At 62.7% G+C, this 21,480-nt stretch carries 21 protein-coding genes; 15 read left to right on the top strand and 6 right to left on the bottom strand.

What is annotated here, in order from left to right; genetic code table 11:
• Window positions 1–5 precede the first annotated feature (5 nt).
• From FEZ60_RS14040 to FEZ60_RS14025, 4 genes are all read left to right on the top strand, one after another.
• A complete protein-coding gene (locus tag FEZ60_RS14040) occupies window positions 6–1,607 on the top strand; it encodes an AMP-binding protein (RefSeq protein WP_172936323.1) in 1,602 nt (533 codons plus the stop codon).
• Between the two features lie 46 nt (window positions 1,608–1,653).
• On the top strand, window positions 1,654–2,409 hold the full coding sequence (locus FEZ60_RS14035; protein WP_172936322.1) for a phosphoglyceromutase: 756 nt from the start codon (window positions 1,654–1,656) through the stop codon (window positions 2,407–2,409).
• Window positions 2,410–2,571: 162 nt separating this feature from the next.
• Complete coding sequence (locus FEZ60_RS14030) at window positions 2,572–3,807, top strand: ATP-binding protein (protein ID WP_172936321.1); 1,236 nt, start codon at window positions 2,572–2,574, stop codon at window positions 3,805–3,807.
• Window positions 3,804–4,493, top strand: coding sequence for a response regulator transcription factor (locus FEZ60_RS14025; RefSeq protein WP_033235505.1), 690 nt, complete (start codon window positions 3,804–3,806; stop codon window positions 4,491–4,493). Before FEZ60_RS14030 ends, FEZ60_RS14025 begins: the two co-directional genes overlap by 4 nt.
• A 58-nt stretch (window positions 4,494–4,551) precedes the next feature.
• Here the strand turns inward: FEZ60_RS14025 and FEZ60_RS14020 are convergent, their stop codons facing one another.
• Window positions 4,552–5,337, bottom strand: coding sequence for a hypothetical protein (locus FEZ60_RS14020; RefSeq protein ID WP_033235504.1), 786 nt, complete (start codon window positions 5,335–5,337; stop codon window positions 4,552–4,554).
• Window positions 5,338–5,403: 66 nt separating this feature from the next.
• Here FEZ60_RS14020 and FEZ60_RS14015 point away from each other — a divergent pair, with 66 nt between their 5' ends.
• The 3 genes from FEZ60_RS14015 to FEZ60_RS14005 are packed head-to-tail and all read left to right on the top strand — an operon-like array spanning window position 5,404 to window position 8,271.
• Window positions 5,404–6,354: a Ppx/GppA phosphatase family protein gene (locus FEZ60_RS14015; protein ID WP_033235503.1), complete on the top strand. Its 951-nt coding sequence runs from the start codon at window positions 5,404–5,406 to the stop codon at window positions 6,352–6,354.
• Complete coding sequence (locus FEZ60_RS14010) at window positions 6,354–7,433, top strand: hypothetical protein (RefSeq protein ID WP_172936320.1); 1,080 nt, start codon at window positions 6,354–6,356, stop codon at window positions 7,431–7,433. The genes FEZ60_RS14015 and FEZ60_RS14010 overlap by 1 nt, the downstream gene beginning before the upstream one ends.
• A 7-nt stretch (window positions 7,434–7,440) precedes the next feature.
• Window positions 7,441–8,271 (top strand): sugar phosphate isomerase/epimerase, encoded by an 831-nt coding sequence (locus FEZ60_RS14005; protein WP_033235501.1) that lies wholly within the window; start codon window positions 7,441–7,443, stop codon window positions 8,269–8,271.
• 31 nt (window positions 8,272–8,302) lie between these two features.
• On the opposite strand, the gene FEZ60_RS14000 is transcribed toward FEZ60_RS14005, so the two are convergent.
• From FEZ60_RS14000 to FEZ60_RS13985, 4 genes are all read right to left on the bottom strand, one after another.
• Window positions 8,303–9,736: an HAD-IB family hydrolase gene (locus FEZ60_RS14000; RefSeq protein WP_172936319.1), complete on the bottom strand. Its 1,434-nt coding sequence runs from the start codon at window positions 9,734–9,736 to the stop codon at window positions 8,303–8,305.
• Window positions 9,733–12,039, bottom strand: a complete 2,307-nt coding sequence (locus FEZ60_RS13995) for a glycerol-3-phosphate 1-O-acyltransferase (protein ID WP_092802142.1) — start codon at window positions 12,037–12,039, stop codon at window positions 9,733–9,735. Before FEZ60_RS13995 ends, FEZ60_RS14000 begins: the two co-directional genes overlap by 4 nt.
• A gap of 3 nt (window positions 12,040–12,042) precedes the next feature.
• Entirely contained in the window at window positions 12,043–13,509 is a 1,467-nt protein-coding gene (locus FEZ60_RS13990) for a wax ester/triacylglycerol synthase domain-containing protein (RefSeq protein WP_172936318.1), read from the bottom strand.
• Window positions 13,510–13,637: 128 nt separating this feature from the next.
• On the bottom strand, window positions 13,638–14,285 hold the full coding sequence (locus FEZ60_RS13985; protein WP_092802136.1) for a TetR/AcrR family transcriptional regulator: 648 nt from the start codon (window positions 14,283–14,285) through the stop codon (window positions 13,638–13,640).
• Window positions 14,286–14,420: 135 nt separating this feature from the next.
• Between FEZ60_RS13985 and FEZ60_RS13980 the strand changes: the two genes are divergently transcribed.
• The 7 genes from FEZ60_RS13980 to FEZ60_RS13950 all read left to right on the top strand — a co-directional run bounded on the left by FEZ60_RS13980 (window position 14,421) and on the right by FEZ60_RS13950 (window position 19,907).
• Window positions 14,421–15,053 (top strand): MerR family transcriptional regulator, encoded by a 633-nt coding sequence (locus FEZ60_RS13980; RefSeq protein ID WP_172936317.1) that lies wholly within the window; start codon window positions 14,421–14,423, stop codon window positions 15,051–15,053.
• 10 nt (window positions 15,054–15,063) lie between these two features.
• Window positions 15,064–15,924 carry a thioesterase family protein gene (locus tag FEZ60_RS13975; protein ID WP_172936316.1) on the top strand — a complete coding sequence of 287 codons (861 nt, stop codon included), beginning with the start codon at window positions 15,064–15,066 and terminating at the stop codon, window positions 15,922–15,924.
• A gap of 34 nt (window positions 15,925–15,958) precedes the next feature.
• Window positions 15,959–16,774 carry a pyrroline-5-carboxylate reductase gene (proC, locus tag FEZ60_RS13970; protein WP_033235495.1) on the top strand — a complete coding sequence of 272 codons (816 nt, stop codon included), beginning with the start codon at window positions 15,959–15,961 and terminating at the stop codon, window positions 16,772–16,774.
• 151 nt (window positions 16,775–16,925) lie between these two features.
• On the top strand, window positions 16,926–17,138 hold the full coding sequence (locus tag FEZ60_RS13965) for a helix-turn-helix domain-containing protein (protein WP_263284141.1): 213 nt from the start codon (window positions 16,926–16,928) through the stop codon (window positions 17,136–17,138).
• 244 nt (window positions 17,139–17,382) lie between these two features.
• Window positions 17,383–17,484: an AURKAIP1/COX24 domain-containing protein gene (locus tag FEZ60_RS13960; RefSeq protein ID WP_003402602.1), complete on the top strand. Its 102-nt coding sequence runs from the start codon at window positions 17,383–17,385 to the stop codon at window positions 17,482–17,484.
• A 309-nt stretch (window positions 17,485–17,793) separates the two neighbouring features.
• Window positions 17,794–18,885, top strand: coding sequence for an NAD-dependent epimerase/dehydratase family protein (locus tag FEZ60_RS13955; RefSeq protein ID WP_172936635.1), 1,092 nt, complete (start codon window positions 17,794–17,796; stop codon window positions 18,883–18,885).
• Complete coding sequence (locus FEZ60_RS13950) at window positions 18,882–19,907, top strand: lysophospholipid acyltransferase family protein (RefSeq protein WP_172936315.1); 1,026 nt, start codon at window positions 18,882–18,884, stop codon at window positions 19,905–19,907. Before FEZ60_RS13955 ends, FEZ60_RS13950 begins: the two co-directional genes overlap by 4 nt.
• 54 nt (window positions 19,908–19,961) lie before the next feature.
• Here the strand turns inward: FEZ60_RS13950 and FEZ60_RS13945 are convergent, their stop codons facing one another.
• Window positions 19,962–20,957: an HAD-IB family hydrolase gene (locus FEZ60_RS13945; RefSeq protein ID WP_033235493.1), complete on the bottom strand. Its 996-nt coding sequence runs from the start codon at window positions 20,955–20,957 to the stop codon at window positions 19,962–19,964.
• A 201-nt stretch (window positions 20,958–21,158) separates the two neighbouring features.
• On the opposite strand from FEZ60_RS13945, the gene FEZ60_RS13940 reads away from it, so the two are divergent.
• Window positions 21,159–21,419 (top strand): glutaredoxin family protein, encoded by a 261-nt coding sequence (locus tag FEZ60_RS13940; protein ID WP_033235492.1) that lies wholly within the window; start codon window positions 21,159–21,161, stop codon window positions 21,417–21,419.
• Window positions 21,420–21,480: the final 61 nt, after the last annotated feature.

The following is a 21,480-nucleotide window of genomic DNA, read 5'->3' as shown; positions in this document are numbered from 1 at the left end:
CACCGTTGAGCTTCAAGAGTCCGTTCCCCGACGTCGACATCCCCAACGTCAGCGTCTACGACTTCCTGTTCGGAAACATCGAACCCGCTGATCTCGACAAGACCGCGTTTGTCGAGGGCGCTTCGGGCACCGTCACCACGTACGCCTCGCTGATCGCGCAGATCAACGGCGTCGCTGGAGCCCTCGCCGCGCGCGGACTCGCTGTGGGGGACGTCGTCGCTCTGCATTCACCGAACGTCCCGGCGTTCGGATCCGTCTTCCACGGCATCTTGCGTGCCGGTGGCGTTGCGACCACCATCAACGCTCTCTACACCGCCGAGGACATCGCCAAGCAACTCACCGACTCGAAGGCCACGTTCCTCTTCACGGTCTCGCCGCTGCTTCCGCAAGCCAAGGCGGCGGCCGACGAGGTCGGCATCCCCGCCGAGAACGTGATCGTCCTCGACGGCGCCGAAGGCCACCTCTCGCTGCGCGATCTGCTCGGTGAAGGTGCGACGCCGCCCGAGGTTTCCTTCGATCCGGCCACCCAACTCGCGGTGCTGCCGTACTCGTCAGGCACTACCGGTCGACCCAAGGGGGTCATGCTCACCCATCGCAACCTGGTCGCGAATGTCTGCCAGATCATGCCGCGGATGGGCATCGGCTCCGACGACAAGATTCTCGCAGTCCTGCCGTTCTTCCACATCTACGGCATGACGGTGCTGCTCAACGCCGCGCTCTTCGCCCGCGCGAGCCTGATTACGATGCCGAAGTTCGATCTCGTCGAATTTCTGCGGATCGTCGCAGAGCAGAAATCGACGTACATCTTCGTCGCGCCGCCAGTCGCGGTCGCGTTGGCGAAACATCCACTGGTCGACCAGTACGACCTGTCGAGTGTGCACACGATTTTCTCCGGCGCCGCCCCGCTCGATGCCGCCCTCGGCAAGGCCGTCGCCGATCGCCTGAACTGCCGGGTCCGTCAGGGCTACGGCATGTCCGAGATGAGCCCGGTCAGCCATGCAATTCCGTTCGACCGGGACGACCTGCCGCTCGACTCGTGCGGCCCGACCATCGCGAACATGGAATGCAAGCTCGTCGATCCGGGCACCGGTGAAGAGGTTGCATACCCGGCGGCCGGTTCCGGTGAGGTCAGTGCGCCCGGTGAGCTGTGGTGCAAGGGCCCGAACATCATGGCCGGGTACCTCGGGAACGAGCAGGCAACCAAAGACACCCTCGACGCCGACGGTTACCTGCGTACCGGCGACATTGCGACCGTCGACGACGAAGGTGTCGTCACCATCGTCGACCGTCTCAAGGAACTGATCAAGTACAAGGGCTACCAGGTTCCGCCGGCCGAACTCGAAGCGTTGCTGCTCACCCACCCGCAGATCGCCGACGCTGCCGTCATCGGAGTGCTCGACGAGGAGGGCGAGGAAGTGCCGAAGGCGTTTGTCGTCCTGCAGGACGGTGCCGCGTTGTCCGAGGCCGACGTCATCGCTTTTGTCGCCGAGCGCGTCTCACCGCACAAGAAGGTTCGCAAGGTCGCCTTCATCAGCACGGTCCCCAAGTCCGCGGCCGGAAAGATTCTCCGCAAGGATCTGCGCACCGCAGAAGCAGCGCAAAGCTGATTTCGCGGCAGGGTTGATCAAGACGTGTTCCGGTACTCATGCCAGGATGAACGGCATGAGTATCGGAACACTGGTCCTGCTTCGCCACGGCGAGAGCGAATGGAATGCACTCAATCTGTTCACCGGCTGGGTGGACGTACACCTGACCGACAAGGGCATGGCCGAAGGCAAGCGCGCCGGCGAACTGCTCGCCGAGCACGGCCTGCTGCCCGATGTCCTCTACACCTCGCTGCTTCGCCGCGCGATCAGCACAGCCAACCTCGCACTCGATGCGGCCGATCGCCACTGGATCCCCGTCGTCCGCGACTGGCGCCTCAACGAGCGCCATTACGGCGCCCTGCAGGGCAAGAACAAGGCTCAGACCAAAGAGGAGTACGGCAACGATCAGTTCATGCTGTGGCGTCGTAGCTACGACACGCCGCCGCCGGCCATCGAAGCGGGCAGCGAATACAGCCAGGACACCGATCCGCGTTACGCAAACCTCGACGAGGTGCCGCTGACCGAGTGCCTGCTCGACGTCGTCAAGCGGTTGATCCCGTACTGGGAAGACACGATCTCCCAGGAACTGCTCGCGGGTAAGAACGTTCTGGTCACCGCTCACGGCAATTCGCTGCGCGCCTTGGTCAAGCACCTCGACGGTATTTCCGACGAGGACATCGCCGGTCTCAACATCCCGACGGGCATTCCGCTGCGTTACGACCTCGACGAGAACCTGCAGCCGCTCAACCCGGGCGGCACCTACCTCGATCCCGAGGCGGCCGCCGCAGGCGCTGCCGCAGTGGCGAATCAGGGCGCGAAGTAGCGCCATCATGATGACTTCCGAAGCCCCTCGAACTGACTGTTCGGGGGGCTTCGGCGAACAGCAGATGAACGGCGCGCCAACGCCGCCCACCGGGCGGATGACGTGGGTGGAAATGCTCGAACCCGCCGTAACCCACTCGACGCGCGAACGTACGATTGCGCCGTGAGTGTCGCAACTGCAGTGCTGCTGATCGTGGTTGGCGGCTTGATCGGATACCTCGTCGGAGGTGTGCTGATTCCGAGGCTGAGCTCACGGCACCGCGAACGTGCTGCAGAACAGACCGGGTTGACAATGTCGCAGGTCCTGGACCTGATCGTGCTGGCGTCCGAGAGCGGTATCGCCGTTGTCGACGGCTATCACGACGTGGTGCTGTTCAATCCCCGCGCGGAAGAGTTGGGGCTTGTCAAGAATCGCCGCGTCGACGAGCGGGCGTGGCAGGCAGCCCTGAAGGTGCTCGAGACCGGGCAACCCGTCGAAGTGGATCTGACGGCCACAGCCGTCCAACGCGGACGCGACAAGATCGCGGTTCGCGGGGTGGCGCGTCTGCTCAGCAAGGACGAGCGCAATTTCGTGGTCTTGTTCGCGGACGACGATTCCGAGCAGGTTCGCATGGAGGCGACGAGACGCGACTTCGTTGCGAACGTCAGTCACGAACTCAAAACCCCGGTCGGAGCGATGAGTTTGCTGGCAGAAGCACTGCTGGAATCCGCCGACGATCCGGAGTCGGTGCGGCACTTCGGCGAACGAGTGCACAGCGAGTCGATTCGCCTCGGCAAGATGGTGACGGAACTGATCGCGCTTTCACGATTGCAAGGAGCCGAGAAACTTCCCGACCTCGATGTCGTGGACGTGGATACCGTTGTCTCCGAAGCGTTGTCGAGGTCGAGGTTGTCGGCCGAGGCGGCCGAGATCACCGTCACCACCGATCATCCGAGTGGACTCGAAGTTCTCGGCGATCAGACGTTGCTCGTTACCGCACTGTCCAATCTCATCGAGAATGCGATTGCATACTCGCCCAAGGGTTCTCCGGTGTCGGTCAGTCGCTCGATGCGCGGTGGCAACGTCGCCATCGCCGTGACCGATCGCGGCGAGGGAATCGCAAAAGCCGACCAGGAACGCGTATTCGAGCGATTCTTCCGGGTCGACAAAGCACGATCGCGCCAGACCGGAGGCACCGGACTGGGGCTCGCGATCGTCAAGCATGTAGCGGCCAATCACAACGGCTCCATCGACGTATGGAGCAAACCAGGAACCGGGTCCACCTTCACCTTGCAGATACCAGCGCATGTGGAGGAGACCGACGACCTCGACGACGGCGACGCGGGAACACTCGGTTCCGGGCGAAGCGGTAGACGAGACTCAGGCAGTAAAGACACAGGCATGGAGGCCAAACGATGACGAGGGTGCTGATCGTGGAGGACGAGGAGTCGTTGGCGGATCCGCTGGCGTTCCTGCTCCGCAAGGAAGGGTTCGAGACCACCATCGTCAACGACGGCCCGTCGGCCTTGGCGGAATTCGATCGTTCCGGCGCAGACATCGTGCTGCTGGACCTCATGCTTCCCGGTATGAGCGGTACCGACGTGTGCAAGGCGCTGCGCACTCGTTCCGGTGTGCCCGTCATCATGGTGACGGCCCGCGACAGCGAGATCGACAAGGTTGTCGGCCTCGAACTCGGTGCGGACGACTACGTGACCAAGCCGTATTCGGCCCGCGAACTCATTGCCCGTATCCGGGCCGTGCTGCGCCGCGGCGTCGAGAACGAGGCAGACCTGGGTTCGGAAAACGGTGTCCTCGAAGCCGGACCGGTCCGGATGGACGTCGAACGCCACGTCGTCCAGGTGGGTGGGAATCCGATCACGTTGCCGCTCAAGGAGTTCGATCTCCTCGAGTACCTGCTCCGCAATTCCGGACGCGTGCTCACCCGCGGCCAGTTGATCGATCGTGTGTGGGGAGCGGACTACGTCGGCGACACCAAAACCCTTGACGTGCACGTGAAGCGGCTGCGTTCCAAGATCGAAGCGGACCCGGCCAAGCCGGAGCATCTCGTGACCGTACGTGGTCTGGGATACAAGCTCGAAGCCTGAAAGAACGACGAAAAAGTTCAGCCGCCCCACACGTCGTGTGGGGCGGCTGAAGTTGTTTTTACGCCTGAGCTTTGTTCTGAGCGATCGTGGTTGCCGGGTGGACTGCGATAAGGCCGAGCCCGGCCCGGCGCCTGCAGAGGCGAGCCAGCTCGTCGTAAACGGCCTTCCCGAGTAACTCGGTCAACTCCGGGGCGTACGACTGCCACACCTGCTTCTGGCCGACATGAGCGTCGGGCGAGCCCGAGCAGTACCAGGACAGGTCGTCGCCGCCCTCGCCCCAGCCGCGGCGGTCGTACTCGGTGATCGTGGTCTTGAGGATCTGAACCCCGTCCGGGCGGTCCACCCAGTCCTGGGTACGACGGATCGGAAGCTGCCAGCACACGTCCGGCTTCACCTCGAGCGGCTCGATGCCCTTCTTGAGCGCCATCGAGTGAAGCGCGCACCCCTGGCCGCCCGCAAAACCCGGCCGATTCAGGAAAATGCACGCGCCCTTGTAGCGGCGGGTGCGCAGCGCCGGCTCGTCCTCGAGGTCGTCTTCCTCGACGTAGCCCTTCTTGCCGAGACCCTTCTCCATGAACTGCCAGTCCTCGGCTGTGAGCAGTTTCACTGACGCATCGAGCTTGTCCTGATCCTCCTGATCGGAGAGAAACGCGCCGTGCGAGCAACATCCGTCGTCGGGACGATCGCCGAGAATTCCCTGGCATGCCGGAGTACCGAACACGCAGGTCCAGTGCGAGAGCAGCCACGTCATATCGGCGGCAATGAGGTGTTCGGAGTTGTCGGGGTCGACAAATTCGACCCACTCGCGCGGGAAATCGAGGTCGACCTCGGGGCTTGGAGTCATCTTGTGGGACCGGTCTGGGTTACCTGCTGTCACAAGGGCAGACCGTAGACCCAGTAACGTGGCGATGTGCGACTAGGGGTACTCGACGTCGGAAGCAACACCGTTCATCTACTGGTAGTGGACGCCCACCGTGGCGGCCACCCAACACCCATGAGCTCCACCAAGGCGACTTTGCGGCTCGCGGAAAACACCGACGACCGGGGCGACATCACTGTCGTCGGGGCCGATCGGCTGGTCTCCACGGTCGGGGAATTCGCCGGTATCGCCAAAATGTCCGGATGTGAGGAAATGATGGCGTTTGCCACCTCCGCCGTGCGCGACGCCAACAATTCCGAAGCCGTGCTCGCCCGCGTGCGCGCCGAGACGGGCGTAGGACTCGAGGTGCTCTCCGGTGTCGACGAAGCCCGATTGACTTTCCTTGCGGTCCGCCGTTGGTACGGCTGGAGCGCCGGACGCATCCTGAACCTCGATATCGGTGGAGGTTCACTCGAGCTCACCGCAGGCGGCGACGAGGATCCGGATGTCGCGTTCTCACTCCAACTCGGCGCAGGCCGGCTCACCAGGGACTGGCTCCACGCCGACCCGCCCGGCAAGCGCCGCGTCGCCGTGCTTCGGGACTGGTTGGACGCAGAACTGCTCGGACCAGCCAAGGAACTCCGCAGCGCCGGCGACTGGGACCGGACCGTCGGCACCTCGAAGACCTTCCGTTCCTTGGCCAGGCTCACCGGCGCGGCACCGTCCGCAGCCGGGCCGCGTGCCAAACGGACCCTGACCGCCAGCGGACTCAGGCAACTCATAGCCTTCATATCCAGGATGACGGCGTCAGACCGTGCAGAATTGGAAGGAGTGAGTGCAGATCGGTCACAGCAGATTGTGGCCGGCGCACTCATCGCAGAAGCAACCATGCGAGCGCTCGGAGTGGACGAACTCGAAATTTGTCCGTGGGCATTGCGCGAGGGTCTGATTCTGCGGAAGCTCGACACAGAAATGGGCGGTGAATTGGTGGTGAGTGCTTGATGACCGAGGACAGTCAGCAGATTTCCGTAGCGGAACTGCTCAAGCGGAACGGTCAGACGGTCGAGTCCCGCGGTGGGCGTCGTCGTAGGGGCGTGGCCGGAGGTATCTCCGTAGCTGAACTCACCGGCGAAATTCCGATCGTTCGGCCTGCCGGTTCACGTTCGGCAGCCGAATCGGACGCACCCCCGGCACCGCCTGAAACCAAGCCTGCCGAGACCGAGATCGTCGAGACCAAGACCGTCGAGACCAAGCCTGAGTCCACTCAGGCTCCGGTGACCGAGTTCACGCAGTCGGTCGAGAACGACGAGTCGGACGACACCAAGATCGACCTTCACAAGCCGATCTCCAAGAGCGCGCCGGGGCAGTGGGTCAGCCGCGCACCCGTCGAGCCGAAGAAGGCTGCGCCTCTCCCGCCGACCCAGGCTGTGCCGGTTGTGTCGACCCAGGCTGTGCCGGTTGTGTCTCAGCAGGACGTGCCCGAGACCACGACCAGGAAGCCGGTGCCGGCTGGGCCACCGAAGGTGACGCAGGAGCCTGCTCTGCTGTCCGGTCAGACGTTGGCAGGTGACCTGATGCGGCAAGAACGCGAGGTTTCCCAGAATCCGTCGATGCGCTCGCCGATCCTGCCTCCGCGAGTCGCGCCAAGCCCGGCTGACGCTGATGTCAGCACCGAGATGATGGCCTCGATCAGCGACGAACCGGCCGAGAATGCCGGTTCGACGGAACCAGCCGCCGCAGCGCCGGAGCCCTCGCCTGCTTCCGTGGAAGAGGTTGCACCGACCGAGCCTGCCACTGCAGAAGACACCGGCGATCGGAACTCGATCCGTGAATGGGCGATCCTGGCCGGACAGGTTGTTGTTGCGCTCATCATCGGCGGCGCGATGTTCAAGGGTTTCGAGAAGCTCTGGGACATGCTGCCGTGGGTGGCGCTGGTACTTGCCCTGATCGTTATCGTCGGTCTGGTGGCGGTTGTTCGAGTTCTGCGGAAAACGGACGACATCACGAGTTTTGTGATTGCGGTCGTTGTCGGCATGATCGTGACCTTGGGTCCGCTGGCGTTCTTGTTGACCTCGGGTTGATCCGACGATGATCGCTGTGGGCTTGTCGACGGCCTCGGTTTATCCCGAGAACACCGAAGCCGCGTTCCGCTACGCGGCCGATTTGGGATACGACGGCATCGAATTGATGGTGTGGGCCGAGTCGGTCAGCCAGGACGTCGGTGGCGTTGCGGCGTTGGTGCGCAAATACGGAATTCCGGTGCAGGCAGTTCATGCGCCGTGTCTGCTGATTTCGCAGCGTGTGTGGGGAGCCGATCCGATCGAGAAGCTCGAGCGGTCCGTCCGCACTGCGGAGACGTTGGGCGCCACCACTGTGGTTGTGCACCCGCCGTTTCGGTGGCAACGCAAATATGCCGACGGATTTGCGGATCAGGTCGTCGACCTCGAATCGCGAAGCAGCGTCGTCGTAGCTGTCGAGAATATGTTCCCCATGCGTGCCGACAGCTTTTTCGGCGGCAAGGACCGCTCGGCCGAGCGACTGCGTAAGCGCGGCGGTCCCGGTGCGGCGTTGTCGGCGTTCAGTCCGTCGTACGATCCCACCGATTCCGATCATTCCCACTACACACTCGACTTGTCGCACACCGCAACTGCCGGCATGGACGCGTTCGAACTGGCTGCGAGAATGGGCAAGGGACTCCAGCATCTGCACCTCGCGGACGGGCGAGGCGCGTCGATGGACGAGCACCTGATTCCCGGCCACGGATCACAACCCTGTGCCGAGATATGCCGACACCTGGCCGCAACAGGTTTCACCGGCCAGGCCGTCCTCGAGATCAATACCCAGAATGCTCGCACGCGGCGGGAAAGATCCTCGATGCTGGCGCAGGCACTCGCGTTTGCACGCGAGCACCTGGCCTGAATCTTTGGTGGTTGTCAGCGATGTCCGATATTCAGCGATGCCCGGCAGTGAGCGCTGCGTCGAACTGTGAGCGCACTTCCTCGATGTGAGAATCGAGGTCGTCGAGTTGCCATCCTGTAGTGGAGATGGGGTCGAGAACCGAAACGTAGACCGGGCCCGGATGGGCGACAAGGGAATTACGCCACATGCGTTCACCGGCATTGTGGATCACAACGGGCACGATGGGAACGCCCGCTTGCATGGCCAGGTGGAACGCGCCCTTCTTGAATGCCCCGAGTTTTGGTGTGGCGGAACGTGTTCCCTCGGGCGCGATGACTATCGAGACGCCGTTTTTCAGCTTGTCGACGGCAGGTTGCAATGCCGCCTTGGCCTTGGCAGTGTTGGAACGATCGATGTACGCGACGTCCAACAGGGCGCCGATCGGAATGAAGCGAGGATCGTTTGCCGCTTCCTTCTTCGCCACTCCGGTCACGTCGCGTTTGATCACGGTGCCCAGTACCAGCAGGTCCAGCGAGCTTTGATGATTGAACATGAAGACGGCCGGGCGGTGATCCCATATGTTGTGCTCACCGTCGATGTCGACGTCGATGCCCAACAGTGACAGGGAGATATCCGGGCCGTAGGTGCCTACGAGGTTGGCTCCCAGTTGCCGGTTGCCGGTGACCAAGCCGGCCGAGAAGCCCACCACAGCAGTGGCAGCCAATGCGCCCATCGCGGTGGCGGTGCGCACCGTCGAGAGGGGAGTTGCGCCGCGTTGTGGTTTACGCAGCGTGACGGAGGGCCAGCCCTTGAGCCTCGCGACACTCGCCAGGGTGCGATCCGGATTCAAGGCGACGGGGCGGCCGACGGATTCGAGCATCGGAACATCTTCGGCACCATTGGAATACGCAAAGGCATTCCGCAGATCGACGCCGCGCTTCTCGGCGTAGGCCGCGAGTGCGTCGGCCTTCGCGGGACCCCATAGTGCCGGCGCCGACAGGTCGCCGGTGAGCATGCCGTCGATCACTTCGATTTCTGTGCACAGCACGTCTTCGATGTCGAGATCCGCGGCAACCCCTCGGGCCTGGAACGGCGTGGCCGATGTGGCCATCACAACGGTGTGACCGGCCTTTCGATGCGCCGCGAGAATCTCGCGAGCGTCGGGATAGATCATCGCGGCGATTTCCTGCTTGAACAGCCGCTCGCCCCAGTCGTCCAGTTCTTCCACCGTGCGGCCGGACAGCGCCCGGACAGCGATGTCCATGAGCGCGCCGACGTCGGCACCGCGGAACTGGGTGTCGATGGCGGCACCGGTGGTCCGCAACAGTTCACCGAGGCTGATATCGAAGCGCCGCAGTCGATCACGGTAGACAACGCTGGCGGAGTACCCGCTGATGAGGGTGCCGTCCAGGTCGAACGCGGCGATGGTGTCGGGTCCGGGTGGTGCCGCTTTGATTGCGGCGTGCAGACGCTCGAGTCCGGTCACGATCCTGCTTCCTCATGGGGGGTGGGAGTGGTTGTGGCGCCATAGGACTTGGTTGCCGCATCGAGGCGGGCGTGGGCGAGCTCGCGGATTCGTCGCAACCGGTCGACCAATACCCGGAGTTCCTCGGCAAAGGCGACTCGACGCTCGGCGACCTCGTCGTCCTCGGCTTCGACGAGATTGCGATTGCGTGCCAAATTGAGTGCGGTCGCAAACAATTCGCCGGATACCGATTCGCTGCTGGCAATCTGCTGACGCAACCGACGTTCGTGGGCAACGTCGATGCAGTTGCGGGTGAACGACTTTTCGTCGAAGGACTTCGACACCGGTGCGAGGACCAACTGATCGGCCACGACCTGGTACGCCTCGAGGAACGGTTGCAGTACACGGTGGGCTAGGTAAGGGCGAACGCCCTCGATGATGTGCGCTGTGTGGTTCGGGTCGGCGGTGACCGAGCTCCAACTGGGGTCGATCAGGTCCAGTTCGGTACGCATCTCTTCTTCGAAGGTGTCCCGGTCGCTGAAGAAGAACTCGAACTTCATCAGGTCCCGAATGCGTTTGGCCTCGTTCCAGCCGTCGAGGATCGGGTCGGTGAACTGCTCGTCTACCGCCGCTTGTAGGACCAGTTCTGCGATTGCCCGGGCGACGAGGAAGTGAATGGTGTTGTTGCGGTAGAACGCCGCAACAAGACCCTGATCCTTGCCCAGGTAGAAGACCTTTTCGCCGCCCTTGTCGAAGTGCATCAGCACGCCCGACTCGACATGCGTCTGCAGTGCCTTGTCGATGACGTGCGGATCGTCGAGTTCCACATCGCCGGCGAGCGGTAGTTTGCGCGCCGTGATGTATTGGAACAGGGGCGTGAGGATGAGGGTCAGTTCCGTGACGGTGAGCGCGCGATCCTCGATTCCGAGGAAGGGGAGCATCGCGAGAGAGGACACCGTAATCGGTGTCACCTCGTTGATGCGGTGGCACACCTCGATCGCCGCCTTCTGAATGGCCAGGCGCTGGTCGGGTTCTTGCCGGAGTGCTTCGGCAAAGGAAAGCGGCCGCCCGATCGTGACGTGCGCGACGCCGTTCCTCTTGCCTTGCGCCCGAACGTATCCGAACATCCAGCGCAAGCCTTCGGGCTTCTTCTCAGCGCCGAGGGCTTCGGCGGCCATGGCACCGACTTCGTAGAGTTGGTCGTAGCTCAGCGCTACCGGCACCAGGTAGACGTCGGAGGCGCCGCTGACGTGAAAAGCCTTGGCCAGATACGTCATCAACCCGAAACGCGGCGGACGAAGTTTGCCGGTGCGTCCACGACCGCCTTCGATGTACCACTCGAGATTGAATCGTTTGGTGAGCAGGTACCGCATGTACTCGTGCATCGACCACTTGTAGACCTCGTCGTCGCCGATGCTACGACGGATGAAGACGGTGCCACTGCGCTTGAGGATGGACCCCATTGGCCAGAAACTGATGTTGAGTCCGCCCATCACGTGATTGAGCGGAAGGCCGTTGTTGATCAGTGCGGGGCGGAGCACCAGTGGATCGAGATACGAGCGGTGGCTGGGAAGGAAGACAAGTGAATGTTCCTTGTTGAGCTCCCGCAGTTCGTCGAATCGACTGGTGTCGACATCGATCGTGTACGCGCGAGCGAAGTAGCGTCCCAAACGGTCCCACACCGCGATTGCCTGGCGGCTCTGGGTGGCAACCATTTCCTCGAGTGCTTCGCGCGCACGCCGGTCCACTTCGGCAACGGCGATGCCGAGACGGTCGGCGAGGGCCATGGTCTCGGTGGTGAAGCGCCGGGTGTCGGTGATTTCGTCGACGACAAATCGCGATACCTTGTACTGCCCGCCGATCAATTCGAGTTCTGCTCGCTCGAGGGCGAGGGCAGCCTGACGGCGGATGAACTCGGGCAAAGATCCGCCGCCGCTTTCGTCGAGGCGGCGTGACAGGTCGCTCAGCGGGGCGGGTTGACCCTCGATGACCTGGCACCGGTCGGGGTCGGTGCGCAGTGTGCGACGCTGCGCGCTCCGGCCGGGGTGCAACGGATCTCGCGGGGCGAGCGCATTACGAACGCGCCCTGCTACGTTCTGTTCGGTTTGGTTGCCGGGTAGCCACACGACTCGCAACGGAGCGAGCATCGGGTCGTCGGTTCGGCGGGACAGTTCGCCGAGCGTGCGATCGGTGATCGCGACGGTAGTCGACGGCTGCGCTGTGCCGCGGGCTTTGTCGGCCAACCACTTTCGCAGCACGCCTGCTTCGGCCTCGGTCATCGGCTCGGTCAGGTATACATTCTGTCGGGTCACGTCTGCGGTCATGACTCACGCACCTTCCGCAGCGGTTCCGAGGGCCACGATCTCGTCGAGGCTGTCTTGGATGCACTGCATGAGTAATGCAGGTTTGGTGACGGCTGCGGTGTCGATATTGATTCCGATGCAGCAGATTCCGACGTGCGAGACCAGCGTTGCCATCACGGCGCAGCCAGGGGCGGGACCGAACGGGAACATCCGCTCGATCTTCGCGCCGGCAAGATAGACCGGGACGGGAACGCCCGCAACGTTGCTCGCTTGCAGATCGAGTCCGGTTGACTGGGACAGGTACCAGCTCGCGAGGAGCTGATTTGGCAGGCGCGCGAGGACGGGCGCAGCCAGGTCGACGGCGTCGAGCGCCGGCTCTTCGCGGAGGTTCAGAACGATTTCGCGGACCTGCCGGATTCGTTTGGCCGGGTCCGTCTCCGAGATCGGGCCGCTGAAGCGAACGGCGGCAAATCTGTTGCCGCCGGACGGATCCGAACCGGTGCGCATGCTGACCGGCATCCCCATGGGAACACTGTCGACCGACTGACCGAACGCGTCGTGATAGCGACGGAATCCGCCGAGTAGCGCTGCGACATACGCGTCGTTGAGTGAACCGCCGGCCGCTTTTGCGCCTGCTTTGAGTTCGGGCACACCAACTTCCAAGGTTCCGAACCAGCGGCCGAGACCGCGTTCGCGTAGGAGTGGAGAACCGGAACTGGCCGGCGGAGTGACAATTCGGCGCAACGAGTTGGCGTAGTCCAGTATCTCGGTGGTTGTGGTGATCGGTTGTGTGATCGCGGTGGCCGCGATGTTGGTGACGCCGCGCAGGAGCCGTGCCACTCGCGACGGCGCCCGGCGGATCTCGCCGATTACTTCTTCGCCGAAAGCGCCGATCGAGGACAAATGCTCTGCCGGCGGCGGCGTGCGATCGGGCTTGTCCGGCGTGGGATCGGCGCGCCTGCTGTGCAGGAGCGTCATCATTTGAATTCCGCCCATGCCGTCCGTGATGGAGTGGTGGGTTTTGACGACAAAAACCGCGCGGCCGTCGTCCAGTCCCTCGATGAGCAGTGCGCTCCAGGGCGGGCGAGCCTTGTCGAACGGTTCGGTGGCGAGGTGGCGGCACATACGCAGTGCGTGATCGAAATCGGCAGGTGCGGGTAGACGGACGCGTCGCAAGTGGTACCCGATGTCGAATTCGGGATCTACGGACCAGACCGGGTTACCCAGGTTCAGGGTGGGTTCGACAGCTCGCATCCGGATGCGGGGTACGACGTGCGACGCCCATTCGACAGCCCCGCGAAGACGATCCCAATCGGGCGCTTGGTCGAGGACTTCTACCGCGACGATCGGCGAGCGCAATTGTGGTTGCGCTTCCTCCATCCGCCACATCCCGGTCTCGAAATCGGACATCGTCCGGTTCGCGCCCCACGCGACCGCAGAGAGGTCGACGTCGACCGCACTAGGAGGAACAAATGGATTGTTGTCGGCCATACTTCAAGAACTCCCTCGGTCTTCGGGTCCACCCCGTCGTTCTGTATCTAAGTGTGGACCCGAGACCGTCGGTGCGTCCCGGTTTCGGTGGCAGTGAACAGATGTGACGTTCGACTGGACCGGTCAAATCAGACAGTGGCGACGGCGCCCACTGCGTTGAGTGCGATTTCTCGATAGAAGACACTGACTTCGTGCGGTGTCTGCGGGCCGTCCGGCCGGAACCAGAGCGCCACCGATTGGCACATGCCCAGCATGGCGCGCCCGGCGCCGGCGATGTCGGTGACGGTGAAGTCGCCTTGTTCGACACCTGCTGACAGGACGTCGGCCAGAAGGTTCTCGAGATGCTTTCGCTTGGCCGCATAGGCTTTTCGCTCTGTGTCTTCGAGGTAGCGCAGTTCGGAATCGAGGAAAGCGATGTCCGTTCGGCTGGTCATGTGCAATACAACGGCCTCGACAAGGTTTCCGAATTGTCGGGTAGGGGAGGGTCCGGCAGCGTCGACCGCCTCGCGTGCCCGGACGGTGACCGCTTCGATGCCGGTCATCATCAAGGCGACAAGAATGCCCTGCTTGTTTTCGTGGTGGTAGTACAGCGTCGGAACGGTGACGCCGGCGCGTTTGGCGATATCGCGGACGGAGGCGCCGTGGTACCCAAATTCGTGGAAGGTGGCCAGGGCTGCTGTGAGGAGCGGCGTCAGTGTCAGTGGTTCGACGGTGCGCCACCCTTCGTCCTGGGGCAGTGCAGCGTCCTGGGGCGGTGCAGAAGGTTTTCTTGCCATTGTGCCTGTGAGCTCCGCTCGACAATCGTTTCTTAGTGTTCGCTAGAACGTCCGAGGATAGTCCACGCAGGGGTGGGATCACCGGCGCATTTCAGTTGGATAGTATCGGTATCTAGTGAGGGGGCGAGGAGCGCGATGAAGATTTCCGAACTGTCGGCCAGATCCGGCGTGGCACTGCCCACTGTGAAGTACTACCTGCGTGAGGGTCTGCTGATGGCGGGCGAACCCACCAGTGCGACCGGCGCACAGTACGGCGACGATCACATTCGTCGCCTCGGGCTGATCAGAGCGCTCTCCGGGGCGGGCCTCTCCATTCCGCGCATACGTGCGATTCTCGATCTCGTCTCGGCGACGGACCTCTCCGAATTCGAGCGGATCGGACGCGCCATCGCCCAGTTGCCACCCCACGTCGACAACGATCCGGTGCACGAATTTCCGCGGGCGCAGAAGGTGCTGGAGTTTCTCGGGCAGGTGTACGACCCGCGGTATGTCGCCGTCGCTCATCTGGAACAAGCGCTGATCGGTCTCGAAGGAGCAGGTCTGACGTTGAGCGAGGAACGACTGCGGGCTTACGGAGAACACATTCGAGGAATTGCCGAAGTGGAAATCGATCTGATGCCGCTCGGTTCGACGGAAGAGGCAGTTCGGTACGCGGTCCTCGGGACCGCGATGTACGAACCGGTCCTGACAGCACTACGACGCTTGGCGCACCAAGACCTAGGATCCGCAAAGTTCACGTCACCTGCGGAGCACACGACAACCGGATGAAGGAAAATTGATGAGCACCAGCCCTTTTCGTGATCTGAACCGACTGGAATCGCTCGGTGGCGGCCGTTTCCGCGCAACGATCGACCCGATCTGGACCATCGGACCCAAGGTTCACGGCGGGTCGATGATGGCAGTGTGCGCGGCGGCTGCGAGAGCGGCGTTGCGCGACAATGCTTCCGGCAACGACGGCGGCAGCAACGACGGTGTGCGGGCGATGCAACCTATCGCCGTGAGCGCGAATTACCTTGCCGCACCCGATCCGGGTGACGTGGAATTGGCAGTGACAGTACAGAAGCAGGGGCGCCAGGTGTCGCTGGTGGACGTCGAGTTGAGTCAGGCGGGAAGGGTTGCCGTCCGCGCCGCGGTCACACTCGGCATTCCCGACGGCGACGTGCCTGCCTTCGTGAGCACCTCGTCGATCGACGACATGCCTGCGGAACCGTCGGAGCACGCCGCCGCGGTAGAGGGTGATCATCCGATGGCGCAGATCGTGCATGTCGGTCAAGGCTGCGACATGCGGATCGACACTACGTCCGCGCACTTTCTCACCGGCGCTCAGGGGGAGCCGGAGGTGCGGATGTGGGTGCGCGCTCGGCCCGATGACGAAGCGGATGTCGACACCGCGGTGTTGTTCGCGATCATGGCGGGAGACATCAGCGCTCCGGTCACGATGAACCGTGGACTGTTCGGCTGGGCGCCGACCGTGCAGTTGACGACGTACCTGCGCAGGCTGCCTGCACCGGGCTGGCTGCGGGTTCGGGCGAGTTCGGATGTGTTGGGCAGCACGTGGTTCGAAGAGGATCACGACATTCTCGATTCCACCGGGGCCGTGGTGGTGCAGAGTAGGCAGTTGGCCATGATGCCCCGGTAATTCCCCTCGATGTCGTCGTGGCAGGCTTGACGGCATGACAAGAATTGCGATTATCGGTGGCGGCAAGATCGGCGAGGCGCTGATCTCCGGGTTGCTGCACGCAGGCCATGCGATCAAGGATCTGGTTGTTGCCGAGCAGTATCAGCCGCGTGTGGAGGAACTGATTGCCGAGTACTCCATCCGCGTCACCACGATCGAGGACGCGGCCGACGGTGCTGACGTTATCGTGATCGCCGTCAAGCCGAACGACGTCGAGGCAGCTCTGACAGCGCTGTCGAAGGTGGATCTCGACGGTGATCTCGAGCAGTTGATCGTCTCGCTCGCCGCCGGTATCCCCATCGGGTTCTACGAAACGCGGCTTCCCGCAGGGTTCCCGGTGATTCGGGTCATGCCGAATACGCCGATGCTGGTCGGCGAAGGCGTCAGCGTTCTGGCGCCGGGCCGACACGTCAAGCCGGAGCACCTGGAATTGGTGCGCGGAATTCTGGGCAGCGTCGGCAAGGTCGTCACGGTGCCCGAATCGCAGATCGATGCTGTCACGGCCGTATCCGGTTCTGGTCCGGCATACATGTTCCTGGTGGCCGAAGCGATGATCGATGCCGGTGTCAGTCTCGGCCTCACTCGTGCAGTTGCGTCTGAATTGGTTGTTCAGACGATGGTCGGTTCGGCCGCGATGCTCGATCGCACCGGAGACAGCGCCGGCGATCTTCGGGCTGCCGTGACCTCGCCAGGTGGCACGACAGCCGCAGCGCTTCGCGAACTCGAGGCAGGCGGTCTTCGAACCGCGTTCTACAACGCTCTCGAGGCCGCTAAGACGCGTTCAGTCGCAATGGGTGCCGCTGTCGAATAGTCGCCCATTACGCCACACCCGTCGCTTTAACCCCACAAGTACAGCTAAGCTCGGGGTTAGTACGTACGTGTCTGTTCCGCCGGAGGGGAAGCCGGCGGCGCGAGTCGTACTGGAGGTATGTGGATTTATGGTGTCTGCAAACAAGCCGTCCATGGGTTCGTCCCACGACGGGAAGCCGGCCGTGGCCGGAACACAATTCCTCACGGTTGCCGAGGTGGCAACGTTGATGAGGGTGTCGAAGATGACTGTGTACCGTTTGGTACACAGCGGCGAATTGCCCGCTGTTCGAGTGGGACGTTCGTTCCGTGTACATGCGAAAGCGGTGCACGATTATCTCGAAACCTCGTACTTCGACGCAGGCTGACCAGCCGATTCGGAGAGGACGACCTCGGCGTAAGCCCTGTCGCGGGCACAGCAGAAGCTGTGCCGGAGGCTCGGTTTATGTCGAGTGAGTCCGCACCGGTACGATAATCAACTGTCGTACCAGCAAGCTGGTGTCGTAAGGCGCTGAGCTAGTTAAAACGAGGGCCAGGCGCCAGTTGCTTGGCGCAGGCGTACGTGACCGGCGTGCGCAGGAACGCTATAGAAGAACGTGAGGGACACCCGCTATGGGTTCAGTGATCAAGAAGCGTCGCAAGCGCATGTCCAAGAAGAAGCACCGCAAGTTGCTTCGTCGTACCCGAGTGCAGCGCAGGAAACTCGGTAAATAAGCAGTACTGTGCACTAAGCGTCGATGCCCGCCACTTCTTCGGAAGCGGCGGGCATCGTTGTCTGTTCGGGGCCTGTTCGGGGGGTTATGGACACGCCGTCCCACTCCGTGGGAGATATGTCTTGAATGAGTGTGATGCGGGTAAACAGCGCGAGACCCCGACTGGCCGTATGGTGGGGGAAACTTGTCACAAAAGTGATTCGGGAACGATCGTTCGTCCTGGATAGGGGGGTACTTGGTGGTAGTTCGTGACACAGCAGCCGACGAAAAGTCAGCAGGCGACACGAAATCGGACAATGTAGTTCCCCGCGTGGTTCTCGTGACCGGCACTAGCCGATTTCTGGGCGGTTACCTGGTAACCCGATTGGCGCAGAATCCGGCAATCGAGCGAGTGATCGCCGTTGACTCCGTGAGCCCGAGCAAAGACATGTTGCGCCGAATGGGCCGTGCCGAATTCGTGCGCGCCGATATCCGCAACCCCCTCATCGGCAAGGTCATCCGAGGCGCCGAAGTTGATACCGTCGTACACGCGTCGACCCTGCAGAAGGCCCCCAAATCAGGTTCACGCGCAGCGATGAAGGACATGAACGTCATCGGCGCAATGCAGTTGTTCGCTGTGTGCCAGAAGGCCCCTACCGTTCGCAAAGTCGTTCTCCGCTCCGCGTCGGTTGTGTACGGGTGCAGTGCCAAAGATCCCGCCCAGTTCACGGAAGAGATGAGTGCGCGTCGGCGCCCGCCCGGAGGTTACGCCAGGGACACCCTCGAAATCGAGGGGTACCTCCGCGGCATGGGACGTCGCCGGCCCGACATCGACGTGGCAATTCTGAGACTTGCTCCGTTGATCGGCCCCCAACTCACCGCAACGGTCGGGCACTACGTCAGTGCACCGGTGGTTCCCACCATTGCCGGACGCAACGCACGTCTGCAGTTGCTGCACGCCGAGGACGCGCTTGCCGCGCTCGAATGCGCCACCGTTACCCCGGTGGCGGGAACGTACAACATCGCAGCAGACGGGGTTGTGATGATGTCGCAGGCCATCCGGCGAGCCGGACGCATCGAAGTTCCGATGCCGCTGGCGCTGTTCCGCAGCGTCGGCAACGCCTTGGTGGGTTCGTCCATGCGGTTGTACACCGACGAACAACTCGAGTACTTCCGGTTCGGGTGCGGTCTGGACACCACACGAATGCGCAGCGAGATGGGATTCGAGCCGAGGTGGACGACGATGCAGGCGCTCGACGACTTCGTCCGGGCCATGCAGACGCGGCGGATCATCGGACCCGAGTGGATCGACCGGGCCGAGAGAACGTTGACCGCGATAGTCGGCGGTAACGGAGCCGTGGCGTCACCGAGCGCCGACGTGATGTCGATGACGACCCCGGACCGAGGTGTGGTGGAGCGATGAGTGACGTGGCAAAGGTAATTCCGTTGCGGTCGCACTCGGCCCGAAGCGAAGCGCGCTCACATGAATCGATAACCGGCGCGCAGCGATTGGTGCGAGAGCAGAGTGAACGCCGGCATCCTTCGAGTGGGGCGTTGCCACCCAAGACTCCGAACGACGGGTCGTTTGTCGACACCGTCCGCTCGGGACTGGTCGATCAGATCGCGTCGACGGCGGAGTTCCTTCGGCGCCGGATGGCCGGTGACTACGAGGTCGACGAGTTCGGGTTCGATCCGCACTTCGCGGACCACATCGTCATGCCGGTGCTGCGGCCACTGTTCGAGAAGTGGTTTCGTGTCGAGGTCAGCGGAATCGAGAACATCCCCCTTACCGGCGGCGCTCTGGTGGTCGCGAATCATGCCGGCGTTATTCCGATCGACGGGTTGATGACGTCCGTTGCCGTACACGATCACCACCCGGCGCACCGGCCACTGCGAATGTTGGCTGCGGACATGGCATTCGAGATGCCGCTGGTCGGCGGACTTGCGCGCAAAGCGGGGCACACACTGGCCTGCAACCCGGACGCCGAGCGACTTCTGCGTGAGGGTGAAGTGGCGGCGGTCTTCCCCGAAGGGTTCAAGGGAATCGGAAAACCGTTCAGTGAACGCTACAAGTTGCAGCGGTTCGGACGCGGCGGATTCGTTTCGGCCGCAATGCGTACCGGTGTTCCGATCATCCCGTGCTCGATAGTCGGCTCGGAAGAGATCTATCCGAAAATCGGCGACTTGACGACGCTGTCGCGGTTGTTGGGCCTTCCGTATTTCCCGGTCACTCCGTTGTTTCCGCATCTGGGACCGCTCGGGCTGGTTCCGCTGCCGTCGAAATGGCACATCGAATTCGGGACGCCGATCGTCACGGACACGTACGACCCAGGTGCAGAAGAAGATCCGATGGTTCTCTTCGAAGTGACCGACCACGTCCGCGAGACCATCCAGCAGACGCTCTACCGACTGTTGGCCAAGCGCCGCAACATTTTCCTGGGCTGAAAGCTGGGCTGAACTGAAAGTCCGGATCGGATTCGATCCGGACTTTCGATTCCGTCAGGCGTTCTGTTCTTTCCGACGCGCAAGGATGACGGCGAGTGCACCACTGATCGCTCCGAGCACCAGTGCCGTGGGAACACCGATCTTGGCCGCTTTGCGCGCGGTGCGGAAATCACGCACTTCCCAGCCGCGGTTCTTTGCGAGTTCGCGAAGATCGGCGTCGGGATTGATCGCAACAGCGGTACCGACGAGGGACAGCATCGGGACGTCGTTGTGAGAGTCGGAGTACGCAGAGCACCGCTTGAGGTTGAGGCCCTCGCGAACCGCCAGCGTGCGGACGGCATGCGCCTTGCCCATTCCGTGCAGGATGTCACCGACAAGACGGCCGGTGAAGACGCCGTCCTCACTCTCCGCGACTGTGCCCAAGGCTCCGGTCAGACCCAACTTCTCGGCGATGACCTGCGCGAGTTCGACAGGGGTAGCCGTCACCAACCAGACCTGCTGGCCCGCGTCCAAGTGCATCTGAGCCAACGCACGGGTGCCAGGCCAGATCTTGTCCGCGATCACCTCGTCGTAGATTTCCTCACCGAGTCGGGCGAGTTCGGCCGTTGACCGGCCGGCGACAAACGAGAGAGCCTTCTCGCGGCCCTCGGCAACATCGTCACTGCTCTCGCGTCCGGTTACCCGGAATTTGACCTGTTTCCAGGCGAAATCCACCAGGTCCGACGTTTTCAGGTATTTCCGGGCGGCCAACCCACGTGCGAAGTGAATGATGGACGCACCTTGGACCATGGTGTTGTCGACGTCGAAGAATGCCGCAGCAGTGAGGTCTCGCGGCACCGCCGGTACAGCGTCGTCGGCCGTGGGCTCTTCCGCTTGGGCGGCCGCGGTGAGTGCCAGGGCCGCGTCCGCACTGGCCTCACCGGCGAGGTTGGCTCGAACTTCCGATTCGCTCGGTCCCAGCGGATTCTTGACCCGGCGACGACCAGGGAGAATGACCCCGGCCAGCCCCGACCCGAATCCGGAACCGTTCGGTAGTGATCGCGCAGGCACCCGCACCTCCCGTGTTGCACCGTTGAGCAGAGAACTCTTGAAGTCAGCCTATCCTCCGCGGTGAGGCTCCAAGGCGTGGATGGCGATGAGTGTCGGTGTGTGTGACCTTCCTCTCGGGCGATTTGGTATCGGGGTGGGCACAAAAGGCACACTTGACCGACTGATAGATGAACATCGCGCCTGAGGAAGGGTCCTTACTCGATGACTGTGAACACCCATGAAGTGACCTTGTTGACCCGTGCGGGATGTGCCTCCTGTGTAGGCGCGGCGGAGGTGCTGGCGCGGGTCTGCAGCGAGTTCGAGCTTGAAGTGACGTGCATCGACGTGGACGAAGCCGCAGCAAGCGACCCGGAACTGAGGGCCGAGTACGGAGACCGGCTACCGGTCATTCTTCTCGATGGGCGCGAGCACGGTTACTGGGAAGTCGACGAAGAGAGACTTCGAGCCGATTTACGCAAGTAAGGCAATGCTAAATATGGGGAAATCTGCCGCTCTGCAGGTTAAAGGCACATCGAACCCGTTC

Origin of the sequence: Rhodococcus sp. MS16 (genome assembly GCF_013277795.1) — a bacterium.
Classification (GTDB): domain Bacteria; phylum Actinomycetota; class Actinomycetes; order Mycobacteriales; family Mycobacteriaceae; genus Rhodococcus_F; species Rhodococcus_F globerula.
This window is presented reverse-complemented; position numbering and strand designations above follow the sequence as displayed.

What these genes read in the sequence shown, in the direction of transcription:
- FEZ60_RS14035 (WP_172936322.1), top strand. Translation starts at nt 1,654, where the DNA reads ATGAACGGCATGAGTATCGGAACACTGGTCCTGCTTCGCCACGGCGAG.
- FEZ60_RS14025 (WP_033235505.1), top strand. Translation starts at nt 3,804, where the DNA reads ATGACGAGGGTGCTGATCGTGGAGGACGAGGAGTCGTTGGCGGATCCG.
- FEZ60_RS14020 (WP_033235504.1), bottom strand. Translation starts at nt 5,337, where the DNA reads ATGACTCCAAGCCCCGAGGTCGACCTCGATTTCCCGCGCGAGTGGGTC.
- FEZ60_RS14010 (WP_172936320.1), top strand. Translation starts at nt 6,354, where the DNA reads ATGACCGAGGACAGTCAGCAGATTTCCGTAGCGGAACTGCTCAAGCGG.
- FEZ60_RS14005 (WP_033235501.1), top strand. Translation starts at nt 7,441, where the DNA reads ATGATCGCTGTGGGCTTGTCGACGGCCTCGGTTTATCCCGAGAACACC.
- FEZ60_RS13995 (WP_092802142.1), bottom strand. Translation starts at nt 12,039, where the DNA reads ATGACCGCAGACGTGACCCGACAGAATGTATACCTGACCGAGCCGATG.
- FEZ60_RS13990 (WP_172936318.1), bottom strand. Translation starts at nt 13,509, where the DNA reads ATGGCCGACAACAATCCATTTGTTCCTCCTAGTGCGGTCGACGTCGAC.
- FEZ60_RS13985 (WP_092802136.1), bottom strand. Translation starts at nt 14,285, where the DNA reads ATGGCAAGAAAACCTTCTGCACCGCCCCAGGACGCTGCACTGCCCCAG.
- FEZ60_RS13980 (WP_172936317.1), top strand. Translation starts at nt 14,421, where the DNA reads ATGAAGATTTCCGAACTGTCGGCCAGATCCGGCGTGGCACTGCCCACT.
- FEZ60_RS13975 (WP_172936316.1), top strand. Translation starts at nt 15,064, where the DNA reads ATGAGCACCAGCCCTTTTCGTGATCTGAACCGACTGGAATCGCTCGGT.
- proC (WP_033235495.1), top strand. Translation starts at nt 15,959, where the DNA reads ATGACAAGAATTGCGATTATCGGTGGCGGCAAGATCGGCGAGGCGCTG.
- FEZ60_RS13965 (WP_263284141.1), top strand. Translation starts at nt 16,926, where the DNA reads ATGGGTTCGTCCCACGACGGGAAGCCGGCCGTGGCCGGAACACAATTC.
- FEZ60_RS13960 (WP_003402602.1), top strand. Translation starts at nt 17,383, where the DNA reads ATGGGTTCAGTGATCAAGAAGCGTCGCAAGCGCATGTCCAAGAAGAAG.
- FEZ60_RS13950 (WP_172936315.1), top strand. Translation starts at nt 18,882, where the DNA reads ATGAGTGACGTGGCAAAGGTAATTCCGTTGCGGTCGCACTCGGCCCGA.
- FEZ60_RS13940 (WP_033235492.1), top strand. Translation starts at nt 21,159, where the DNA reads ATGACTGTGAACACCCATGAAGTGACCTTGTTGACCCGTGCGGGATGT.